Origin of the sequence: Luteimicrobium sp. NPDC057192 (genome assembly GCF_042670205.1) — a bacterium.
Classification (GTDB): Bacteria; Actinomycetota; Actinomycetes; order Actinomycetales; family Cellulomonadaceae; genus Luteimicrobium.
Window position 1 is genome coordinate 63,205 of the sequence record NZ_JBHUWD010000019.1, and the last position, 18,569, is coordinate 81,773.

The 18,569-nt window shown below is 72.7% G+C and carries 15 protein-coding genes; 9 read left to right on the forward strand and 6 right to left on the reverse strand.

Annotated features, from left to right (window positions below; all coding sequences use genetic code 11):
• The first annotated feature begins 40 nt into the window (after window positions 1-40).
• Both ACFT5B_RS10705 and ACFT5B_RS10710 read left to right on the forward strand, forming a co-directional pair.
• Complete coding sequence (locus ACFT5B_RS10705) at window positions 41-997, forward strand: AvrD family protein (protein ID WP_386797990.1); 957 nt, start codon at window positions 41-43, stop codon at window positions 995-997.
• Window positions 994-1,584 (forward strand): hypothetical protein, encoded by a 591-nt coding sequence (locus ACFT5B_RS10710; RefSeq protein ID WP_386797991.1) that lies wholly within the window; start codon window positions 994-996, stop codon window positions 1,582-1,584. Before ACFT5B_RS10705 ends, ACFT5B_RS10710 begins: the two co-directional genes overlap by 4 nt.
• Window positions 1,585-1,756: 172 nt before the next feature.
• Here the strand turns inward: ACFT5B_RS10710 and ACFT5B_RS10715 are convergent, their stop codons facing one another.
• From ACFT5B_RS10715 to ACFT5B_RS10725, 3 genes are read right to left on the reverse strand one after another with little or no spacing between them, the layout of a single operon-like run.
• A complete protein-coding gene (locus ACFT5B_RS10715) occupies window positions 1,757-3,118 on the reverse strand; it encodes an MFS transporter (protein ID WP_386797992.1) in 1,362 nt (453 codons plus the stop codon).
• Window positions 3,118-4,254, reverse strand: a complete 1,137-nt coding sequence (guaD, locus tag ACFT5B_RS10720) for a guanine deaminase (RefSeq protein WP_386798009.1) — start codon at window positions 4,252-4,254, stop codon at window positions 3,118-3,120. The genes ACFT5B_RS10715 and guaD overlap by 1 nt, the downstream gene beginning before the upstream one ends.
• Window positions 4,230-4,436, reverse strand: a complete 207-nt coding sequence (locus ACFT5B_RS10725) for a hypothetical protein (protein ID WP_386798013.1) — start codon at window positions 4,434-4,436, stop codon at window positions 4,230-4,232. Before ACFT5B_RS10725 ends, guaD begins: the two co-directional genes overlap by 25 nt.
• Window positions 4,437-4,681: 245 nt before the next feature.
• Here ACFT5B_RS10725 and ACFT5B_RS10730 point away from each other — a divergent pair, with 245 nt between their 5' ends.
• The 4 genes from ACFT5B_RS10730 (at window position 4,682) to ACFT5B_RS10745 (ending at window position 9,235) form a co-directional block, all read left to right on the forward strand.
• Window positions 4,682-6,184: an MFS transporter gene (locus ACFT5B_RS10730; RefSeq protein ID WP_386797993.1), complete on the forward strand. Its 1,503-nt coding sequence runs from the start codon at window positions 4,682-4,684 to the stop codon at window positions 6,182-6,184.
• Between the two features lie 132 nt (window positions 6,185-6,316).
• Window positions 6,317-7,852 carry an MDR family MFS transporter gene (locus ACFT5B_RS10735; RefSeq protein ID WP_386798011.1) on the forward strand — a complete coding sequence of 512 codons (1,536 nt, stop codon included), beginning with the start codon at window positions 6,317-6,319 and terminating at the stop codon, window positions 7,850-7,852.
• Between the two features lie 160 nt (window positions 7,853-8,012).
• Window positions 8,013-8,834, forward strand: coding sequence for a deoxyribonuclease IV (locus tag ACFT5B_RS10740; protein ID WP_386797994.1), 822 nt, complete (start codon window positions 8,013-8,015; stop codon window positions 8,832-8,834).
• Window positions 8,831-9,235, forward strand: a complete 405-nt coding sequence (locus ACFT5B_RS10745; protein ID WP_386797995.1) for a VOC family protein — start codon at window positions 8,831-8,833, stop codon at window positions 9,233-9,235. Before ACFT5B_RS10740 ends, ACFT5B_RS10745 begins: the two co-directional genes overlap by 4 nt.
• Window positions 9,236-9,262: 27 nt before the next feature.
• Here the strand turns inward: ACFT5B_RS10745 and ACFT5B_RS10750 are convergent, their stop codons facing one another.
• Window positions 9,263-10,810: an MFS transporter gene (locus ACFT5B_RS10750; protein WP_386797996.1), complete on the reverse strand. Its 1,548-nt coding sequence runs from the start codon at window positions 10,808-10,810 to the stop codon at window positions 9,263-9,265.
• A gap of 166 nt (window positions 10,811-10,976) precedes the next feature.
• Window positions 10,977-14,384, reverse strand: coding sequence for a S8 family serine peptidase (locus tag ACFT5B_RS10755; protein WP_386797997.1), 3,408 nt, complete (start codon window positions 14,382-14,384; stop codon window positions 10,977-10,979).
• Window positions 14,385-14,702: 318 nt separating this feature from the next.
• On the opposite strand from ACFT5B_RS10755, the gene ACFT5B_RS10760 reads away from it, so the two are divergent.
• Both ACFT5B_RS10760 and ACFT5B_RS10765 read left to right on the forward strand, forming a co-directional pair.
• Entirely contained in the window at window positions 14,703-15,806 is a 1,104-nt protein-coding gene (locus ACFT5B_RS10760) for a branched-chain amino acid aminotransferase (protein ID WP_386797999.1), read from the forward strand.
• Between the two features lie 165 nt (window positions 15,807-15,971).
• Complete coding sequence (locus tag ACFT5B_RS10765; protein ID WP_386798001.1) at window positions 15,972-16,730, forward strand: lytic polysaccharide monooxygenase; 759 nt, start codon at window positions 15,972-15,974, stop codon at window positions 16,728-16,730.
• 79 nt (window positions 16,731-16,809) lie between these two features.
• On the opposite strand, the gene ACFT5B_RS10770 is transcribed toward ACFT5B_RS10765, so the two are convergent.
• The gene (locus ACFT5B_RS10770) at window positions 16,810-17,163 is read right to left on the reverse strand and encodes an RNA-binding S4 domain-containing protein (protein WP_386798003.1); all 354 of its coding nucleotides are present in this window, start codon (window positions 17,161-17,163) and stop codon (window positions 16,810-16,812) included.
• Window positions 17,164-17,289: 126 nt separating this feature from the next.
• Here ACFT5B_RS10770 and ACFT5B_RS10775 point away from each other — a divergent pair, with 126 nt between their 5' ends.
• The gene (locus tag ACFT5B_RS10775) at window positions 17,290-18,438 is read left to right on the forward strand and encodes a GNAT family N-acetyltransferase (RefSeq protein ID WP_386798005.1); all 1,149 of its coding nucleotides are present in this window, start codon (window positions 17,290-17,292) and stop codon (window positions 18,436-18,438) included.
• Window positions 18,439-18,569: the final 131 nt, after the last annotated feature.

Below are 18,569 nucleotides of genomic sequence, written 5' to 3' on the forward strand. Positions count from 1 at the left end.
GGTTAGCATGACGGTGCAGGGCCCGTGAGAGGACGTGCTGATGCCCGACGGTTTGCCGGCAGGTGCTCTGACCAGCCTGGAGGACCTCCTCGGCCCGAGCGAGGGACGCTACTTCGCCGCCGGCTACCGCGGCGTCGTGCACTCCCTCGCGCCGGCCGCCGGCGACGCGGACCCGGACGCCGCCGCCCTGACGACGACCGCCACCGTCAGCTACCCCCGCGACTGGTCGACGGACGGCGCCGGCCGTCCTCGCACGCCGCACCTCAGCTCCGTGGACGCGGTCGTCCTCGCGACCCTCGCGTTCGAGCGCGCGGCCGGCGCGGGCGCGACCCACCGCTGGATCCGGGACGTCGAGCTCCATGCCGGGACCGAACCCTGGTGGGACCTCGAGAACGTGCCGGTGTCCGTCGGCGTGGAGACGACCGCGGACGGCACGCGGCTGCGCGGGAAGGTCGGCAACATCCGCACCGTCGTGCAGCTCTGCGACTCCCCGCGCCCGGACGACCACGCCCCGCCCGTCGAACCGCCGCCGGACGCCGCGCCGTCCGTGTACGGCGACGCGTTCCGGCGGACGACCGCAACGACGGGCGTGCACCCGGTCGACCGGGTGACGCAGAGCGTCCGGGCCGAGCACCGTTTCGCCGTCGACGACGACCCGCCGGCCCCGGCGTCGGCGTCGGGCGTCGAGGCCGCGTACCACCCCGCGCTGACCGTCCTCGACTACCTCGTGACCATGGGCCAGCTCACGCAGGTCCTCGTCTACGAGCTCGCCGGCACGGGCCGGGCCGCCGTCGGGAACCTGTGGATGCGGAGCCTGCGGATCCTCGGCGTCCCGCGTCCGGAGCCCCTCCCCGCGGCCCTCACGACGACGACCACGCTCGTCCGTGACCGCCTCCTGACCCGCGCGGGCGCCGCCGTGCACGACGTGCTCGTCGAGTCGAAGACCTCGAACGGCGTCCGGGCCGAGGGCAAGCTCGCCTGGGGAGGCGCGGCATGAGCGACGACGCCGCGGCCGCGGTCGTGCGGGCCGCGGCGACCGTCTTCGCTGCTCGCCCGTACGCCGAGGTCCGCCTCGAGGACGTGGCCGAGGCTGCCGGGCTGACCGTCGCGGACGTCGTCGCGCGGGTCGGCGACCTCCACGCGGTCGGTGCGGCCGTCCTCACCGCCGAGGGCGGGAGCATGCGCGCCGCGATGGCGGCCGCTCGCGAGGGGTCCGACGACCCGCTCGAGGTCCTGGCGACGTCGTTCCGGCTCGTCGGGGAGAACCTGGCGCGCCGCGTGGAGGTCCGGGCGGGGGTGCGGCTCGCGGCCGAGTCCCACCACCACTTCCCCGAGCGCCACATCGACCCCTACCGGACGTGGCGGACGTTCGTCCTCGCGCAACTGACGGAGGCGGCGGCGCAGGGGCGCCTGCGACCCGGCGTCGACGTCGAGGCGATCGCGTGGCTGCTCGTGTCCGCGGGGATGGGGACCAAGGGGCTGCTCGAGTTCCGCGACGCGTGGGAGGAGGCGCCGGGGCGGCTGGGGGGCGTCGCTGCGACCGTGCTGGCGCTCGTCGCCGAGCCCGAGCCAGCCACGGAGTGAGGCCGTCACCGCAGGCCAGAGCGCCGAGCGGGTGAAGTTTTCGTCAACTTTCAGTCAGGCTTTGCATTACATGTGATCTCAAATCACAATGGATTCGAGCGGGCTTGCCGGCCGAGCGACGCAGGGGGTCGCTCGGCCTCAGCGTTTCCGCTCGCCCACGTCACCGCGGCCGTCACTCGGCCACGGTCTGCGCGACGGCCGCGGTCCCCGCGTCGTCGGGCGCCGCCGCGCCGCGCGACCGTTCGCGCAGCCCGAGCGCGCACACCGCACCGATCAGCAGCACCAACGGCATGATCCACAGCGCGCCGCGGTAGTCGGACAGGTTCGGCGACCCGCTCGGCAGGAGTCGTCCCGGCACCGCCTCGAGCACGCCACCGACGATGAAGCAGAACCCGTTGACGATCGCCGACGCGCTGCCGATGAGGTTCGGCGGCACGGACTCGCCCGCGATCGTGAAGCCCAGCATGTGCGTCCCGGCCAGCAGGCCCACCGCGAACATGATGACGACGCTCACGCCCTGCGAGTTCGCGGGCCCGTAGATGAACAGCGCCACCGCGACGGCCTGCAGCACCATGCCGTAGACGGCCGGCCACTTGCGCGAGTGCCAGCGGTTCGAGATGACGTTCACGAGCGGCGCACCGAACGCGAGACCGAGCCACGCCAGCGCCGACAGGACCGCGGCGAGCCCCGCGGACGCGCCCCGTGCCTCCTGCACGCGCGGCCCCCACAGGACGCCGACCGCGAGCATCGTGCCGAACGACGCCCCCGCGAAGAGCGCCGACAGCACGACCTGCCGGTTGGCGAAGCACTGCCCGAGGTCGTGGACGATCTCCGCGAACACGTTCCGCCCGGCGTGCTCGGCCTTCGCGGCGGCGACCTGCTCCGGCGTCGAGACCGGGTTCCGGACGATGAACACGAACGCGACGAGCAGCAGCACGCCGAACGCCCCGAACCCGGCGAGGAGCTGCTGCCAGCTCATGGCATGCAGCAGCGCGGAGATCGCGGGCTGCCCGACGGCCGAGCCGAGCGACGCGAACATCTGCACCATGCCGAACATCAGCCCGTACTTGGCCGCGGCGAACCACGTGCCGCCTACGTACCCGGCACCGACGAAGCCGAACGACGACCCGATCGCCAGCACGATCTGCGCCGCGACGAGCGTGCCGAAGTTCGTCGTCGCCGAGTACAGGAACGCGCCGGCCGTCACGAACGCGACGGCGATCGCCAGGAGCGGACGAGTGCCGTACCGGTCCAGGAGCGAGCCGGAGAAGAACTGGCAGATCGCGAACGCCCACGTGTAGATCGAGGCCGCGAGGCTGACCTGCCCGATCGACAGCGACGCGTCGTGCTGGATGTCCGGCGAGACGATGCCGTAGCCCGTCTGGATCGCGAACAGCCAGACGACGAAGACCGTCGCGAGGACCCAGATGGTCCACGCCTCGGGCCCGCCGAGCCGGTCGTGCGGCCGGTCCTTGTCGGACTTCCCGAACATGGTGGTCGTGGCGTGCACGTACCCCGCGTGACCCGTGGACATCAGGACTCCTTCCGAGCGTGGACGAGGCGGCCGCCCGAGTAGGTGGCCGCGACGGTGCGGTCGTCGGACATGATCGACAGGACGAACAGCAGCTCCTCGGTCGACTCCGCGCGCGACGAGCGGTACGACAGGAGCGGGGTGGCGGCCGGGTCGAGGACGACGAAGTCGGCCTCCTTGCCGACCTCGAGCGACCCGATCTTGTCGTCGAGGTCGAGCGCGCGGGCCCCGCCGAGCGTCGCCAGGTAGAACGACTTGAGCGAGTTCATCGGGTAGCTGAGCAGCTCCGCGACCTTGTACGCCTCGTTCATCGTCGCGAGGAGCGAGAAGCTCGTGCCGGCGCCGATGTCGGTCCCGAGGCCCACGTGCACGGGGTGCTTCGCGTCCTTGGCGTCGTGCACGTGGAACAGGCCGCTGCCGAGGAACAGGTTCGAGGTCGGGCAGTGCGCGATCGCCGTCTGCGTCTCGCTCACCCGGCGCCGTTCCGACGCCGTCAGGTGGACGCCGTGCGCGAGCACCGACCGGCGGCCGAGCAGGCCGTAGTGGTCGTAGACGTCGAGGTAGCCCTTGCGGTCCGGGAACAGCGAGCGCACCCACTGGATCTCGCCGAGGTTCTCCGACACGTGGGTGTGCATGAACGTCCCCGGGTGCTCCTTCCAGAGCGCCCCGGCGGCCTCGAGCTGCTCGGGCGTGCTCGTCGGGGCGAACCGCGGCGTGATCGCGTACAGCTGGCGGCCCGTGCCGTGCCACTTCTCGATCAGGGCCTTCGAGTCGTCGTAGCCCGTCTGCGCCGTGTCGAGGAGCGCGTCGGGGGCGTTGCGGTCCATGAGGACCTTGCCGCCGATCATCCGCGTGCCCCTGCGCTCCGACTCCTCGAAGAACGCGTCGACGGACTCGGGGTAGACGGCGCAGAAGGTGACGGCCGTCGTCGTGCCGTTGCGCAGCAGCTCGTCGAAGTAGACGCGCGCGACGTCCGCCGCGTGCCCGGCGTCCGAGAACCGCTGCTCCTCGATGAACGTGTAGTGGTTGAGCCAGTCGATGAGCTGCGAGCCGAACGCCCCGATGATGCCGGTCTGCACGTAGTGGACGTGCGTGTCGATGAAGCCCGGGCAGATCACCGAGCCCGGCAGGTGCGCGATCTCGACGCCCTCCGGGACGTGCGCCTGGTCTCGTCGTACGGGCCGAACGCGGTGATGACACCGTCCTCGCTCACGACGAGCGCGTCCGCGATGTCGACGAGCGCGTCGTCGGAGTGGAAGGGGTCGTCCTTGAAGGACACGGCGTGGCCGCGGACCGCGGTCACGTTTCCTGCGGCTGACATCTGACCTCCTCGGCGCCCACCGGTGCGGCCGGTGGCCCCTCGAACAGCGAGCGGTGCGGACACGTCCAGGGTCGTCGCTGGTCGCAGGCGTGCGCCTCATCTGCGACGGATGATCTGAGCGTCCACGCCCGCTCGGCCGCGCGCGTCCCGCCTGCCGCTGCCACGATGAGCCTGACGCGCGCCCGCCGACGGGCGCGCGGGAGGAGGCGTGCCGTGTCCACCACGATGCTCGCCGGGCGGCAGGCATGACCGCGCCGGCGTCCCAGGCCTCCGGGACCCGGATGGCGCTGGGGGTCCTCCTCGCCACGTGCCTCTCGACCCTGGTCGTCAACGCCAACACCTCCGCCGTCGGCATCCTGCTGCCGGCCATCAGCAAGGACACGGACACCTCCGTCGACACGCTCCAGTGGGCGGTCACCGGCTACTCGCTCATGGGGGCCGCGGTCATCGTCACCGCCGGCTCGCTCGGCGACGTGTTCGGCCGTCGTCGGGTCTTCCAGCTCGGCCTGCTCCTCTTCGTCGCCTCGTGCGTCTTCATCGCCCTCGCGCAGACCGGTGGTGGCGTGATCCTGGGCCGCGTGATCCAGGGTGCCGCGGGCTCGACCATCCTCGCGTGCGGCCTGAGCCTGCTCACGGTGGCCAACAGCGGCGAGGCGCAGCTGCGCTCCGTCTCGCTCTGGGGCGCCGCCGCGGCGGTCGGCGCTGCCGCGGGCCCCCTCGTGGGCGGGCTCCTGGTCGACGCCACCGGGTGGCAGGGCCTGTTCTGGATCGACGCCGTCGTCGCGGTCGTCTGCATGCTGATCGCGGCCGTGGCCGTGCACGAGTCGCGCGACCCGCACCGGTCCCACGACATCGACTACGCGGGCGCGATCCTGATCGCGCTCACCCTCAGCCCCGCGGTCCTGGCGATGAGCGAGGGCTCGACCTGGGGATGGGCGTCGCTGCGGACGGTCGGCTGCCTCGTCGTCGCCGCCGCCGCCGGGTTCGCCTTCGTCGCCGTCGAGAAGCGCGTCCGGGTGCCCCTGCTCGACCTGACCCTCCTGCGCAACCGCGTGCTGGTCGGGTCGACCATCGCCATCCTCATCGGCGCCGGCACGATCAACGGGCTGATGTACCTGCTCAGCCTCTACTTCCAGAACCCCGCCGCGCTCGGCATGTCACCGCTGGAGGCCGGGCTCGCCACCCTGCCCGCGACCGTGGGGCTCGTCGTCGTCGCGCCCCTGGTCCCGCGGTTCGCCGCAAGGCTCGGCGGACGGCAGGTCGTCGGGCTGGGCTTCCTGATCACGGCCGTCGGCTTCGCGGTCGTCGGGTTCACCGACCAGTCGTGGCGGTACGGCGCCTTCGTGATCCCGCTCCTCGCGATCGCCGTAGGGATGGGCCTGTCGAACGGTCCCGCCTCCTCCGCCGCGACCGCGTCCGTCTCCGCCGACCAGGTCGGCGCCGCCTCGGGGATCTCGAACATGGCCCGGTACGTCGGCGCCGCCGTCGCGACCGCGCTCGCCGCGACGGTCAACGCCTCGGTGATCACCGACCGCACCGCCTCCGGGCACTCGACGTCCCAGGCGCTCGCCTCGGGCCTCGCGACGGCGTCCTGGGTGATGGCCGCGTTCAGCTTCGCGGGCGTCCTCATGGCGGTACTCATGGGACGCCGCTACCGGGCGGAGAGGGGCACGCTCCAGGACTCCGCCGCCTCGGCCGCGGCCCACCTCCACACGCTCCCCACGACGGCGAGCGGCGCCCCGAGCTGACGGGCCGACCGACCGCCGGGAACACGCACACGCCCGTCCGAGTTCGGTTTCATCGTGGCAAGTACCTCCCCCGAGATCTCGCGCGCCTCCGTCGGCCTGCGCTCCGACCGCGGCCCGCTCCTGCTGGCCCTGATGCTCGCGACGGCGCTCGTCGCCCTCGACTCCACCGTCATCGCGACCGCGATCCCGACCATCACCAAGGAGCTCGGCGGGTTCTCGCAGTTCCCGTGGCTGCTGTCCGTCTACCTGCTCGCGCAGGCCGCGACCACGCCGCTCTACGGCAAGGTCGCCGACGTCGTCGGCCGCAAGCCCGTGATCCTGTTCGGCGTCGCCGTGTTCCTCGCCGGGTCCGTGCTGTGCGGCGTGGCGTGGTCCATGCCGGCGCTCATCGCGTTCCGCGCCGTCCAGGGCCTCGGCGCCGGGGCGATCCTCCCCATGTCGACGACGATCGTCGGCGACATCTACACGCTCGCCGAGCGCGCCAAGGTCCAGGGGTACATCGCGAGCGTCTGGGGGATCTCCGCCGTCGTCGGGCCGCTCATCGGCGGCGCGTTCTCCGAGTGGGTCTCCTGGCGGTGGATCTTCTGGGTCAACCTCCCGCTCTGCCTCGTCGCCGGCGGGATCCTGTTGCGCAACTTCCGCGAGAAGGTCGAGCGCCGCAAACACCGCGTCGACTACCTCGGCGCCGTCCTCGTGACGGCCGCCACGACCCTCCTCATGCTCGGGCTCCTCGAGGGCGGCGAGGGCTGGCCGTGGACGTCCGTCACCAGCGCGCTCGTCCTCGGCGGTGGAGTCGTGCTGACTGTCGCGTTCGTGCTCGTGGAGCGGCGCGCGCCCGAGCCCGTGCTGCCCCTGTGGGTCTTCGGACGGCGCACGCTGCTGACCACGAGCGTCGTGAGCCTCGGCGTCGGTGCCGTGATGATCGGCTTCACGTCCTACGTGCCGACGTTCACGCAGGTCACGCTCGGGACGGGCGCGCTCGTCGCCGGGTTCTCCGTCGCCACCATGACGATCGGGTGGCCCGTCGCCGCCGCCCAGAGCGGCCGCCTCTACCTGCGCCACGGCTTCCGCGTCACCGCGCTGCTCGGGGCGCTGCTGGCGATCGTCGGGGTGGTGCTCGTCCTGCTGTTCCTCGGCACCGGCTCCACCCCGTGGCAGGTCGGGGCGTTCTGCCTCGTCGTCGGAGCGGGCCTCGGGCTCGCCGCTCCCACGACCGTCATCGCCGCCCAGCACACCGTCGGCTGGTCCGAGCGCGGCGTCGTGACGTCGGCCAACATGTTCTCGCGCAACATCGGCTCCGCCCTCGGCGTCGCGGTCTACGGCGCGATCGTCAACGCGTCGCTCGGGCGCACCGCCTCGCACCCCGCCCCCGGCCCTCTCGCCGACGCCGTGCACGAGGTGTTCCTCGGCGTCCTCGTCGCCGGGGTGCTGATGCTCGTCGCCGTGCTCTTCATGCCGCGCGGCGGCGAGGGCCGCCAGGACCGCGAGCCCGCGGTCGCTGAAGCCACCCCCGCCGACGGCGACGCTGTGCTCGCCGACTGTGACGTCCGGATCAGCGACGGTGACGCTGTGCTCGCCGACGGTGACGTCCGGATCAGCGACGGTGACGCTGTGCTCGCCGACGGTGCCGTCCGGATCAGCGACGGTGACGCCGATGTGAAGCGGTGACCCCCGGATCGGCGAGCACAGCGTCTCCGTCGACGAAGGGAGCGTCACCGTCGGCGAGCACAGCGTCACCGTCGGCGAAGGGAGCGTCACCGTCGGCGAGCACAGCGTCACCGTCGGCGAACGGCGCGTCGCCGTCGGCGGGGTCGCGTACGTTGGCGGCATGCGCATCGGAGCTCACGTCGACCAGCACGACGCCGTCGCCCAGTCCCTCGACATGGGCGCGACCCAGGCCCAGGTGTTCCTGGGGGACCCGCAGGGGTGGAAGGGCCCGCAGTTCACCTTCCCGGTGGACGGGTCCGACGACGCCTCCCCCGAGGAGCGCGCCGCCGCCCTCCGGGACGCCGCGAAGGCCGCGGACCTCGACCTCTACGTCCACGCCCCGTACGTCATCAACGTGGCGAGCACGAACAACCGAATCCGCATCCCGTCCCGCAAGCTCCTGCAGCAGATGGCCACGGGGGCGGCCCTGATCGGGGCGAAGGGGCTGATCGTGCACGGCGGGCACGTCGGCAAGGGCGACCCGCTCGAGGTCGGCTTCGACAACTGGCGCAAGGCGATCGAGCCGCTCAAGTCCGAGGTGCCAGTGCTGATCGAGAACACCGCGGGCGGAGACGGCGCGATGGCGCGCGGCCTCGAGCGGATCGAGCAGCTCTGGTCCGTCGTCGCGCCGGCGGCCGAGAAGGCGGGCGTGCCCCTCGGCTTCTGCTTCGACACGTGCCACGGCTGGGCGAGCGGCATCGCGCTGGAGACCGCGCCTGCGGACGTGAGCGCCGTCGTCGGGAACATCTCCCTCGTCCACGCGAACAACAGCCGCGACACGTTCGGGTCGGGCGCGGACCGGCACGCGAGCCTCACCGACGGGCAGATCGACTCGGCCGTCCTCGTGTCCCTGGTACAGGCGGTCGGTGCCCCCGTGATCTGCGAGACGCACGCGGACGCGCCCCGCGACGTCGCGTGGCTCGAGCAGCAGGTCGCGTCGTGACCGCGCTGCGCCTGCGCGAGCTCGTCCTCGACTGCCCCGAGCCGCGGGGGCTCGCGGAGTTCTACCGGCGTCTCCTCGACTGGCCGTACGCGCCGGGCCACGCCGAGTGGGACCCTGACGGCGACGGCTGGCTCGTCCTCGTCGCGCCCGACGGCGGCCCCCGCCTGGCCTTCCAGCGCTCCGACGCGACCCCTCCCCCGTGGTCGCGTGACTCGACGGTCGGTCGCGTCCACCTGGACGTCGCCGTCGAGCAGCTCGAGGACGCGCACGACGCCGCCGTGGCGGCGGGGGCGCAGCCGGTCAGCGGCACGCCCGAGGAGGACGGCCACCCCGCGGACCGGTTCCGCGTCTACGCCGACCCGGCCGGTCACCCCTTCTGCCTGGTGCAGGACGTGCAGTAGGAGCACGCCGCCCGGCCGGCGGAGCGTTCAGGGTGTCGGCCGGGACGGCCGCGGCCAGACGAGCACCACCACGACGGCGGCGAGCGCGCTGAGGATCCCCGTCACGACCATGGCGTCGCCCACGCCGGACGAGAACGCGTCGACCACGGACCGCGTCACGGCGCTCCGCTCCGACGCGGGCAGCGACTGGATCGCGTCCGAGAACGACGACGAGTTCACGAGCGCCGCGCGGGCGCGGTCGACGTCGTCGCCGCTGAGCCCGGCGTCGCGCGCGGCGCGCGTCCACTCGCCCGCGCTGAGGCTCCGGCCGAGGGCGGCGAGCAGCGCGACGCCGATCGACCCGCCGACCATGCTCGACATCTTGAAGACGCCGGCCGCAGTCCCGGCGAGCTCCTCGTCGACTCCCCCGACGGTGTTGCTCGAGACCGGCGTCGACATGAGCCCGAGGCCGACCCCCAGGACCACGAGCGCGACGCCCATGACCCACAGCGACGAGTCGGTCGACGTCGTCCCCAGCCCGAGGATCCCCACGCTCATCACGACCAGCCCGACGACGGCCGGCCGCCGGCCGCCGAACCGTGCGTCCATCCGCCCGCCGACGGGGATGAACACGAAGATCCCGAGGACCACGGGCATCACGAGCAGCCCGGCCTGCACCGGGCCGTAGCCGCGGGCGTTCTGCAGCCAGAGCACCAGCAGATAGCTGAGCCCCGCGAACGCGAGGTTCATCGTCAGGTTGGCGACCAGCGCACCGTCGTAGGCGCGCAGCCGGAACAGCCGCAGGTCGACGAGGGGGTGGCTCACGTGCAGCTCGATCACCCACCACGCGACCGCCAGCACGACCGCCGCGACGAGCATGCCGACGACGACGGGCGCGTCCCACCCGACGCTCGGCCCGTCCGTGAGGGCGTACAGGAGCGCGAAGACGGCGGCGGCGATCGTGACGAGGCCCAGCCAGTCGACGCGGCTCGACGCGTGCGGGTCGCTCGACTCGGGCGTGAACGCACGGATCGCGAGCACCGCGACGACGGCGAGCGGCACGTTGACCCAGAACAGCCACTGCCAGCCGAGGAGGTGCGTGAGGACGCCGCCGATCGCGGGTCCGATGGCGTCGCCTCCCCATGCGACGGCCTGCCACACCCCGAACGCCGTGAGCAGCGCGCGCCCCGTGAACTGCGGCGGGATCAGCGCGAGGGTCGCCGGCAGGATGAGCGCCGCGCCGACCCCCATGAGGCCGCGCCCGACGATCAGCAGCGGCATCCCGTGCGCGAGCCCGCCCACCACCGAGAAGGCGCCGAACAGCACGATCCCGAGCAGGAGCATCCGCCGACGCCCGAACACGTCGCCGAACTTGCCGGCTGCGATCACGAGGGCGCCGGTGACCAGGCTGAAGGCGTTGTTGGCCCACTGCAGCGTGCCGAGATCCGCGTGGAGATCGTCCGCGACGGTCGGGATCGCGACCCCGAAGTCGGCGAACGCCAGCCACACCATGCCCGCCGCGGTGCACGCCGCGGCGAGCGACACCCAGCGGCGCGACGAGCTGTCGACCGTCGACGTCGGCGTCGATGCTGTCACCGGCTCGCCCTCCCCTGCGCGTGACGGTCTCCACGGCGAGACCGTCGCTGCGGACATCGTCTGCCCTCGGCGGGAGGCCCGCGCGGCGACCCACCGACGGACGCGCGAACGGCCGCGGCCCGGCGGGAGGATCCCACCGGGCCGCGGCCGTCTCACAGAGGTTGCGTCAGTCGAGCGCGCCCCGGAGCGACCACGTGTGCGTGTGGCCCTTCAGGTGCGAGTACGACGGCGCGTGCTGCTTGCCGTGCGGAGCCGCCTTCGGCTTCTCCGCCTTGGGCAGGTGCACCACCTCGACGCGCTTGCCCTGCGTGCCCTGCAGGTGCAGGACGAGCGCGTCGGTGCCCTTCTTCGCGACGTCGGACCCGAGCGTGTAGACGATCGAGTTCCCGCCCTGGTCCAGGTACAGCGGGTCGGAGACGACGACGCCCGGGTCGGCGACGTCGAACTGGACCGCCGGCGAGTCGTCGATGTCGTCGCCCGTGTACCCGGAGTACATCCCCACCTGGTAGGTGATCGGGAAGGACGTGTCGGTCTTCTTCACGCCGATCGCCGCCGGAGAGACGGGGATCAGCAGGACGTTGTTGTCGAACACGTTGGTGTCGACGTCGCCCTCGTTGTAGTTGACCGGCGAGACGCTGACCGGCGTGGGGGCGCCGTTCTTGTCGCGGTGGTTGAGGTCGAGAACGAGCGCCTCGAGCAGGTCGGTCGACGGGGCGTTCTGGACGTCCACCTCGTAGTCGGCCTTGCCGTCGCCGTTCGTGTCGATCACCACGTACGGGACGACCATGTTGCCGATGGTCGCCCAGTCTCCCCACGACGCGATGCCGAAGGTCAGCGTGCCGTCGGCGTACCCGTGCACGCCCTTGGTCGAGCCCGCGCCGACGTACCGCAGGTCACCCGAGGTGTCCGTGGTGTTCGTCGTGCAGTCCGACGTCTGGGTGCCGTGGCAGACCGGCAGCTTCGGGCTCTTCGCCCCCAGCTGCAGCACGGAGGCCAGCGACCGGAACGCCGTCGACCCGCTGCCCTGGGACACGCCCTGGCCCTTGAGGGTCAGCGCCGTCAGGGTGTTCTTCCCGCTCCGGAAGGTCGTCGCCTTGGTCGACGTCGTCGACGTCGGCTTCGCGGCCCCGTAGACGGGGACCCGGAGGGCCGACTTGCCGAGCGGCTTGACCAGGAGCCGGCCGGACGCGTCGGAGACGTACTGACGCGCCTCGTCGGCCCCCGTGTACGGGTTGACCTGCGTGGCCGCCATGGTCGGGTCGAGCGTCTTGCGCAGCGACTTGGTCACGACCGTCATGGTGACCGTGGCCTTCTTGCTCGAGTGCGCCTTGATCGTCATCGCGGCCGGCTTCACCGTGTAGGTGACGCCGGGCTGCTTGACGACGCCCTGGTACCTGAGCGTGACCGTGGTGGCCTTCGAGCCCGTGTTCTCGACCTTGATCGTGCGCTTGTGCGTGACGACCGACTTGTTGGCCGGCACCGCGACGACGCCGAACGACGCGGAGACCGCGCCCTTGACGTCCGTGTCGTACGCGAGGACGGAGGTGTTGACGGCGTCGAGCGCGTCGATGCGTCCGGAGCCCACGCGGGCCGGCCCGTAGATGTCGCCGGTCTTGTCGTCGCCGGTGTACACGTCGTGGCCTGCGGTGTTCATGATCGCGGCCTTGAGCTGCTCCGTGCTCCAGCCCCGGTGCGCGACCTTGACCAGCGCGGAGATGCCCGCGACGTGCGGCGTCGCCATGGACGTGCCCGACTCGACGAGCACGCCGTTGCCCGACCCGAGGCCCGCGGAGGCGACGGTGTCGCCGGGCGCGGTCACGTCGGGCTTCACGACGCCCAGCGAACCGTGGGTGCCGCGCGAGCTGAACGAGCTGAGCGTGTCCGTGATGGACGGGGTGACGTCCTTGATGGTCGCGGCGAGCGAGCCGTCGAACGTGACGTTCAGCGTGCCCGCGTCCACGGCCGGCTGCAGACGGTCGGTCTGGGCCTTGGGGAGCTGGACGACCGGGATCTTGTCGCTACCCGTGATGCCCGCCCCGAAGACGTCGAGGCCGGAGGTGAAGATCGCCCCGACAGCCCCGGCGGCCGCGGCGTAGTTCGCACGCTGCACCGAGCCGCAGCGGCGCGTCGCGTCGTTGTCGTCCCACGTCAGCCACGCGACCTTGCCCGCGACCTTCGCGGCGTCGGCCGCGGAGAACGGGTCGCACCCGTCGGCGTTGGCGCCCGGGATCGCGACGACGTCACCGGTCACGGGAGCCGCGGTCGCCCACGGGTACGCGATCGAGAACTGGCCCGCCGCGATGCCCGCGACGTCGGACGGCGCGTTGACCTTCAGCCCGTCACGGAGCTGGTAGGCGTCCACCGAGCTCGCGACGGCGAGCGAGCGGACCGCGTTGCCCGGCGAGCCGCCCGTGTCGGTGAGGTCGCCGTTGTTGCCCATCGCGATGACCGGCAGGACGCCGTGCGCGGCGAGCTTGTCGATGACCGCGTTCTCCGGGTCGTCGACGACGCCGTAGTCCGACCCGAGCGACATGTTGACGATGTCGAGGTGGTCGGAGAAGTTGCCGTCGCCGTTCGGGTCGAGCGACCAGTCGAGCGCCGGGATGACCTCGTCGGTCGAGCCGTCGCAGCCGAAGACCTTGAGCGCGTACAGCGACGCGTCGGGGGCCATGCCGGGACCGATCTTCATGGTCATGAGCTGGTCCGCGGTGAGCTTCGAGTAGTCGCCCGTGAAGGTCGAGCCGTCCGCGTTCTCGCCGTAGCCGGCGACCGTGCCGGCGACGTGCGTGCCGTGGTTGTTGCAGCCCAAGGGGTTGGGGTCGGGATGCGGGACCGGCTGGTACGTGTCCTCGTCGGCGGGGTCCGCGTCGTAGTCGTCACCCACGAAGTCGTAGCCGCCCACGACCTTCGCCGTCGGGGTCCAGGCGCCCGCGCTGTCCGCGTGCGCCGCGTCCCACGCCGCGACCGTGCCCGGCCCGCCGAAGTCCGCGTGCGTGTAGTCGATGCCCGTGTCGATGACGCCGACGGACACGCCCTTGCCGGTGTTGCCGTAGTCCTGCCACGTCGCCAGGGCCTGGGTGAGGTTGGCGGTGCTCGCGTTCGAGACCTTCTTGGGGACGAGCGGCGTGATCTTGACGACGTCGGAGCGCTGCGCGAGCGCGTCGATCGCGGCGCCGTCCACGTTCACGGCCACGCCCGGCACCGCGTTGGAGACCTCGAAGAGCTTGCTCGCGTCGTCGTCGTGCGCCTTGGCGGTGCCGACCACCGACGACGCCGTCTTGCCGATAGCGGACCGCCGCGCCTTCGCGGCGGCCTTCTTCTGCGTCGTCGTGCCGGCCGTGTCGGCCGAGGCGTCGGCGGCGCCCGTGCCCGAGAGCTGGACGAAGACCGAGTGGCGGCCCTTGACGGACGTCGCGAGCGAGCCCGCGAGCTTGGTGCTCGGGTCGACCGCGTGCGGTGCGACCACGGAGGCCGGGGTCGCGAGCGTGGAGTCGCCGTCGTCGCTCGCCGAGGCGGCCGCCGCGGCACCGATGCCGCCCGCGGACGCGACGAGGGTGGCGGCAACGGCTGCCACCACCCTCGTTCCTGGACGGTCCGTCCTGAGGTGCCGGTCCCGTCCGGCTCGTGTGGTTGATCGTGCCATGCGCAAAAATCCCCTCCAGCTCCGGGTTGCGGGAGACCAGGGCGGCTCCCCTCACCGGGGTCACCGGCTCGGCTCGACACCATCGCCCACCGGACCCGAAGCGGGTGGACCTGGCCGTGCTGCGTCGTCACGCTACGTCGCGTGCGACCGGCTGGGAAGAGCCTGGACAGCGCTGTCGCGAGCATGTTACTCACCCGTAACACCACTGCGCACGGGCAGTCCGGAACCGCTTCGCCGTACGATGCGGAAGTGCCGCTCGACCTCGACCTCCGCCCCGCCCCCGAACCGCTCGCCGACGCCGAGCGCGCCGCGATCCTCGCGGACCCCGGCTTCGGCCGGTACTTCACCGACCACATGGTCACCGCCGCCTGGAACACCGACGACGGCTGGCACGACGCCGCCGTCCGCCCGCTCGAGCCGTTCACGCTGCACCCGGCGGCCGCCGTCCTGCACTACGGGCAGGAGATCTTCGAGGGGCTCAAGGCCTACCGGCACGCCGACGGGAGCGTCTGGCTGTTCCGGCCCGACCGGAACGCGGCCCGGTTCGCCCACTCGGCGCAGCGGCTCGCGCTCCCCGTGCTGCGCGAGGAGGACTTCGTCGCGGCAGTCGAGGCGCTCGTCCGCGCCGACGCCGGCTGGGTCCCCGACGCGCCCGACGGCCAGGAGACGAGCCTCTACCTGCGCCCGTTCATGGTCGCGACCGAGGCGTTCCTGGGCGTGCGGCCCGCGAACGAGGCCACCTTCGGCGTCCTCGCGAGCCCCGCGGGCCCCTACTTCAGCGGCGGCGTCCAGGGCGTCAACCTGTGGGTGACCGACCGGTACGTGCGGGCGTCCCGCGGTGGGACGGGCGACGCGAAGACGGGCGGCAACTACGCCGCGAGCCTCGCGGCGCAGGCCGAGGCCCGCGACCGCGGCTGCGACCAGGTGCTCTACCTCGACGGCGAGGAGCACGCCTGGCTCGAGGAGGCCGGCACCATGAACGTCTTCCTCGTGACGACGGACGGCGAGCTCCTCACGCCCGCGCTCGGCAGCATCCTCGAGGGAGTCACGCGCGACAGCCTGCTCGACCTCGCGCCCGACCTCGGCCTCACGCCCGTCGAGCGGCGGATCGGGCTCGCCGAGCTCCGCGAGCGGCTCGCCGACGGGTCGGTCGTCGAGGTCTTCGCTGCCGGCACGGCCGCGGTCATCACGCCGGTCGTGGGGATCCGCGGCGAGGCCGACGGCGCCGTGTACGAGCAGCAGGTCGGCGACGGGACGCCCGGCGCGACGAGCCTCGCGCTGCGTTCGGCGCTCCTCGACCTCCAGTACGGCCGCACGCCCGACGCGCGGGGGTGGCTGCGCCGCGTCGTCTGACGGGCTCGCCCCTCGCCCCGGCCGCACGGGGTCGGGGAATCCCGTACGGGATCCGCACGATTGTGCGGTTTCCGGACGTTCCCTAGCGTCGAGAGGTCAGGTCTGCAGGGGCGCGACCGTCGGGTCGCTGCCTCGCCGACACCTCACGCAAGGAAGCGAGAACCCATGACCCGCATCCGCGCCACGCTCGTCGCGGTGACGGCGGCCGCCGCGGCGGTGCTCACGTCGCTCGTCGTCGCACCCGCCGCGAACGCCCACGGCTGGATCACGTCCCCCGAGAGCCGCCAGGGCTTCTGCGCCACCGGCCAGACGTCGTTCGACTGCGGTGAGATCACGTACGAGCCGCAGAGCGTCGAGGCCCCCAAGGGATCCCTCAAGTGCAGCGGCGGCAACGCGAGCTTCGCGATCCTCGACGACAGCTCGAAGCCGTGGCCCCGCACCACGACCGGCACGACGGTGACGTTCCAGTGGAAGCTCACCGCGGCCCACTCGACGGCGTCGTGGGAGTACTTCCTCGACGGCGTCCTGTACCGCACGTTCGACGGCAACAACAAGCAGCCCGCCGCGGACGTCGCGCACACCATCGAGGGCCTGCCCACCGGCGACCACACGATCCTCGCCCGGTGGAACATCGCCGACACGGCGAACGCGTTCTACTCGTGCGTCGACCTGCACGTCGTCGCGGGCGGTACGGACCCGGGCGACGGCGGCACGCCGACCGACCCGGGCACCACGCCCACCGACCCGACGACGCCGACCGACCCGGGCACCTGCAGCGCCCCGGCCTGGAACGCGGCGAGCGTCTACCTCGGCGGCGACCTGGCGTCGTACGACGGCTCGATCTACCGCGCGAACTGGTGGACCCAGGGCCAGACGCCGAGCAACACGCCGTGGGGCCCGTGGACGGCGGTCGGCACCTGCTGACGCCGCTCCTCCCCGGGCTGTCAGAAGCTCACGGCACTCCGCTGCCGTGAGCTTCTGACACGTCCGTGCCCGACGACGGTCAGTCGCGTCCGCGCAGACGGTCCAGCGCCCGGCGGTCGCGCTTGGTGGGGCGGCCGGTCCCACGGTCACGGATGCCTGCCGGTGCGACGTACTCGCGCGGCAGCGGCGCCGGCGAGTGGTCGACGTACGCCTTGACCGCCTCGGGCGCTCCGACACGCTTGGGGAGCAGGGCCACGACCTCGACGACCCGGTCGCGGTCGGTCCGGAACTCGACCCGGTCGCCGGCCTTCAGCTTCGATGCAGGCTTGACCCGGACCCCGTTGAGCCGCACGTGCCCGGCCCGGCACCACGCCGTCGCGACCGACCGGCTCTTCGCCAGCCGGACCGCCCAGAGCCACACGTCCACCCGCATCGCCCCATTGTCCAACGCCCACCCGACGGAGTTGTCAGAAGCTCACGGCACCCGGCTGCCGTGAGCTTCTGACACAGCGCGGGTTAAGCCGTGGACGGGCCTGCCCCCCGCGCGCACGCTGGACGGATGGCACCGACGTTCCGGCTCGTCCCGCTCACGCCTGACGACGCCCCGGCCTCTCTCGACGCCCCCGCCGGATGGCTCGTGCAGGGCGTCGCCGGCGTGGACCGCGCCGTCCAGCTCGCCTCACGGGGTCACGCGGACGCGGCCGACCCCGCCTCCCAGCGCCTCGGGCAGCTCCGGCACGCGGACTACCTGCGGACCTCGGCCGTCGTCGCCGTCCGTGCGCCCGCCGACGACGCCACCTCGCCCACGAGCCCCACGCCTGACGACGTCGTCGGGTACGCCTGGCTTCGCGCGCCCCAGGCGTCCAACACGGACTCGGTCGAGGTCGAGCTCGCCGTCCACCCGGACCACCGCCGTCGCGGGATCGGGGCAGCCCTGTGGGACGCGGCGGTCGACGTCGTCCGCGGCCAGGGGCGGCACCTCGTGCAGGCGTGGTCCGACGTGGCCGTGGAACCGCCGGAGGGGCCGGGGGCGCTCGCACCGTCGACGGGCTCGGGCCGCATCCCCGTCGACGACGACGGCACCCGCTTCGCGCTGGCCCGAGGGCTCGCGTGCGAGCAGATGGAGCGGGTGTCCCGCCTCGAGCTGCCCGTCGACCCGAGCCTCCTGCGCCGGTTCGCGGAGGCCGCCGGCGAGCACGCAGACGACGCCTACCTGGTCCGCACCTGGTACGGCGACGTGCCGGAGGACGCGTTCGCCGACCTGGCGGCGCTCGAGAGCCGGATGATGACCGACGCACCGTCGGGCGGGCTCGAGCTCGAGGAGGACCCGTGGGACGCGGAGCGCGTGCGGACGTGGCTCGCCCGGTTCGAGGAGCGCGGCCAGACCGTCCTGCTCAGCGCCGCCCACCACGTCCCGACGGGTCGCATCGTGGGGTACACCGCGGTCGTCGTCCCGACGGAGCCCGACGACGCGCGCCCCGTCGCGAGCCAGGACACGACCATCGTCGACCCCGAGCACCGGGGGCACCGCCTGGGGATGGCCGTCAAGGTCGCGAACCTCCAGGCGCTGGCGGAGCGGCGGCCCGACGTCCGGCGGATCGTCACGTGGAACGCGGAGGAGAACGGGCCGATGCTCGCCATCAACGTGGCCCTCGGCTTCCGGCCCGACGGCGGGTTCGCGGCCTGGCAGCTCCGCCTCCCCGACTGACCGCCCGGGTTGTCAGAAGCTCACGGCACTCTGCTGCCGCCAGGTTCTGACACACGGGCAGTGGGAGCGAGTTGTCAGAAGCTCACGGCACCCCCCTGGCGGGGGCGAGTGACCACACGCGGGGGCGGCGG

Coding starts and splice junctions, on each gene's coding strand:
- ACFT5B_RS10705 (WP_386797990.1), top strand. CDS start 41: ATGCCCGACGGTTTGCCGGCAGGTGCTCTGACCAGCCTGGAGGACCTC.
- ACFT5B_RS10710 (WP_386797991.1), top strand. CDS start 994: ATGAGCGACGACGCCGCGGCCGCGGTCGTGCGGGCCGCGGCGACCGTC.
- ACFT5B_RS10715 (WP_386797992.1), bottom strand. CDS start 3,118: ATGTCCACGGGTCACGCGGGGTACGTGCACGCCACGACCACCATGTTC.
- ACFT5B_RS10725 (WP_386798013.1), bottom strand. CDS start 4,436: ATGTCAGCCGCAGGAAACGTGACCGCGGTCCGCGGCCACGCCGTGTCC.
- ACFT5B_RS10730 (WP_386797993.1), top strand. CDS start 4,682: ATGACCGCGCCGGCGTCCCAGGCCTCCGGGACCCGGATGGCGCTGGGG.
- ACFT5B_RS10735 (WP_386798011.1), top strand. CDS start 6,317: ATGCTCGCGACGGCGCTCGTCGCCCTCGACTCCACCGTCATCGCGACC.
- ACFT5B_RS10740 (WP_386797994.1), top strand. CDS start 8,013: ATGCGCATCGGAGCTCACGTCGACCAGCACGACGCCGTCGCCCAGTCC.
- ACFT5B_RS10765 (WP_386798001.1), top strand. CDS start 15,972: ATGACCCGCATCCGCGCCACGCTCGTCGCGGTGACGGCGGCCGCCGCG.
- ACFT5B_RS10770 (WP_386798003.1), bottom strand. CDS start 17,163: ATGCGGGTGGACGTGTGGCTCTGGGCGGTCCGGCTGGCGAAGAGCCGG.
- ACFT5B_RS10775 (WP_386798005.1), top strand. CDS start 17,290: ATGGCACCGACGTTCCGGCTCGTCCCGCTCACGCCTGACGACGCCCCG.